At 56.7% G+C, this 2,059-nt stretch carries 3 protein-coding genes; 1 reads left to right on the plus strand and 2 read right to left on the minus strand.

Annotation, left to right across the window (positions count from 1 at the left end; all coding sequences use genetic code 11):
- Nucleotides 1–133: 133 nt before the first annotated feature.
- Together AC1D00_RS38370 and AC1D00_RS38375 are read right to left on the minus strand one after the other, a co-directional pair.
- Entirely contained in the window at nt 134–1,000 is an 867-nt protein-coding gene (locus AC1D00_RS38370; protein WP_477014258.1) for an NAD(P)-dependent oxidoreductase, read from the minus strand.
- A gap of 103 nt (nt 1,001–1,103) precedes the next feature.
- A complete protein-coding gene (locus tag AC1D00_RS38375; protein WP_477014259.1) occupies nt 1,104–1,829 on the minus strand; it encodes an SDR family oxidoreductase in 726 nt (241 codons plus the stop codon).
- 101 nt (nt 1,830–1,930) lie between these two features.
- Here AC1D00_RS38375 and AC1D00_RS38380 point away from each other — a divergent pair.
- Nucleotides 1,931–2,059: LysR family transcriptional regulator (locus AC1D00_RS38380; RefSeq protein WP_477014260.1), on the plus strand; the 129-nt coding region annotated here is incomplete at its 3' end.

Raw genomic sequence — 2,059 nt, forward strand, 5'->3', positions numbered from 1 at the left:
GGATAAATGTAAGGCCGCAGCAGCGTCGGACATCGCGGCGCCAAGAGCTTCAGCGTTCTTGGCAATCAAGAGTTGATCAATGAAATTCTGGAATATACGCTTCATTCAACTACGGAAAATGCGGGTTAAGGCCTCAAGAGCGATAGCTCTGGACTATTCCGGTGATATTGCGGGAACCAAGTCCTTGCGACACTGCTCTACTAAAAACGCACAAGGCTGCATCAGCCATCGGCGCTGATGCACCATTCGAAAGTGCTAGATTGATGGTGTATTTAAAATCCTTCTCAACGAGCTCAATCGGAAACATCGGGTCGAAATTCTCCGCCAGCATTGCGCCTGCGGCAACCTTTGTCGCAGGGCTGCACACGGGTGTTGAGGTAATGATATCGAGGGCTCTACGAACATCGACATCGGAGCGTTGCAGGATGCCAATCAACTCCGCGAGGGTCGCGAGCTGCACTCCAAACAAAGCATTGATCGCAAGCTTTACTGCAGTCCCGCTGCCTACAGGCCCTGCGTGATGCATGGCGGCACCCATCGCTTTTAGTACCGGTTCTGCGGTCAAGAGCGCTTCCGCGTCGCCACCTACCAGATAAATGAGTTGGCCGGCGTCGGCCTGTGGCCTTGAGCCTGCCACCGGCGCATCGAGAAATTCGATTTCTGCCTGCTTGCAGGCCAATCCGAGCTGCTGCGCCCAATTCACACTCAAAGTCGAGCTTTCGATCGCGACGGCGGTCTTAGGTAGCCCCGCCAGAGCGCCGGTCCCATCCTTCAGCCAGACGACTTGGGATGCTTCATCATCCCTGACCATCGATATCGCGACATCCGCCTTTGCAACGGCTTCGCGAGGCGACGGCTCCGAACGAGCGCCTGCAGATACCAGTTCGGTACATTTCGCTGCGTTACGATTCCAAACCGTGACCTCGTGGCCCGCTTTCAAGAGCGAGATCGCCATACGTGAGCCCATCGCGCCCAATCCCAAAACAGTAACTCGCGACATAACGGTCTCTCTTCATGATTATTCAGGATTTCGAGGGTGGCGCAGTCCTTAGTGGTCTGCTTAAGGGCTGCGCGTGGTGTGTTTAAATGCGTTTGCAAGATCCCTACATGGTCGCGAATTGCCGTTCGACGGCCTTGTGATCCTGTTTCCAGGCATCATAGAGTCCTGCGGACATCTGATCCGGAAAGATGTCCTCTGCGCCTGCTCCGACGCCCGCGACGATTGCCGCGGCGACATCTGCCGGGGGGGTCTTCGGCATTTCGACGCCGGCCAGCATCTCAGTATCGACGGCGCCCGGGAAAACGCTATGAACAGCAACGTTCCGGCCTGCGAGGCTCGCCCGCAACGACAAGGTCATCGACCAGGCTGCTGCCTTCGACGCGTTGTAGACGGACAGGCCCGGCATGCTCGCGAGCGCGACGAGCGTAAGTATATTGACCACGGCGCCACCGCCATTCTTCTCGATGACCGGCACAAGAGCGCGGGCCATGTTCAGCTTTCCGTAAAAGTTGGTCTCGAAATTCCGATCGATTGCGTCAAACGGCGCTTCGAGAATGGGGCCGAAATCCAGTACGCCCGCATTGTTCACTAGGAGCGTGATGTCGGACGCTTTCGCCGGCAGCGCGGCCACGAGGTTGCGGTCAGTGACATCGATCAACAGAGGTACTACTCGGCCCGGATCGAGCGCTTTCGTTGCGTCAAGGCTGTCGAGACGGCGAGCTCCCGCGTAGACCTTCGCTGCTCCAGCCTTCAGCAAGGCCGCTACGAGTTCGCGTCCAATGCCACGATTTGCACCGGTCACCAGCGCAACAGAATTTCGAATTTGCATAACGACACCTTCCGACTGAGTTCAGGTGTCGGCGTGATATTACCAGCCCATGATGCCGGAAAGGCTTGATTTGGCACGATATTCGTGCATTTTAGGAATGAATGGACATCGAAACACTACGCATTTTCGGCGACGTTGCGAGGCGAGGCAGCTTTGCCGTTGTTGCGCGTGATCGGAACACGGACCCTTCGTCGGTATCTCGGACGATCGCTTCGCTCGAAGACGAGTTG

Source organism: Bradyrhizobium sp. P2_E8 (genome assembly GCF_056403875.1).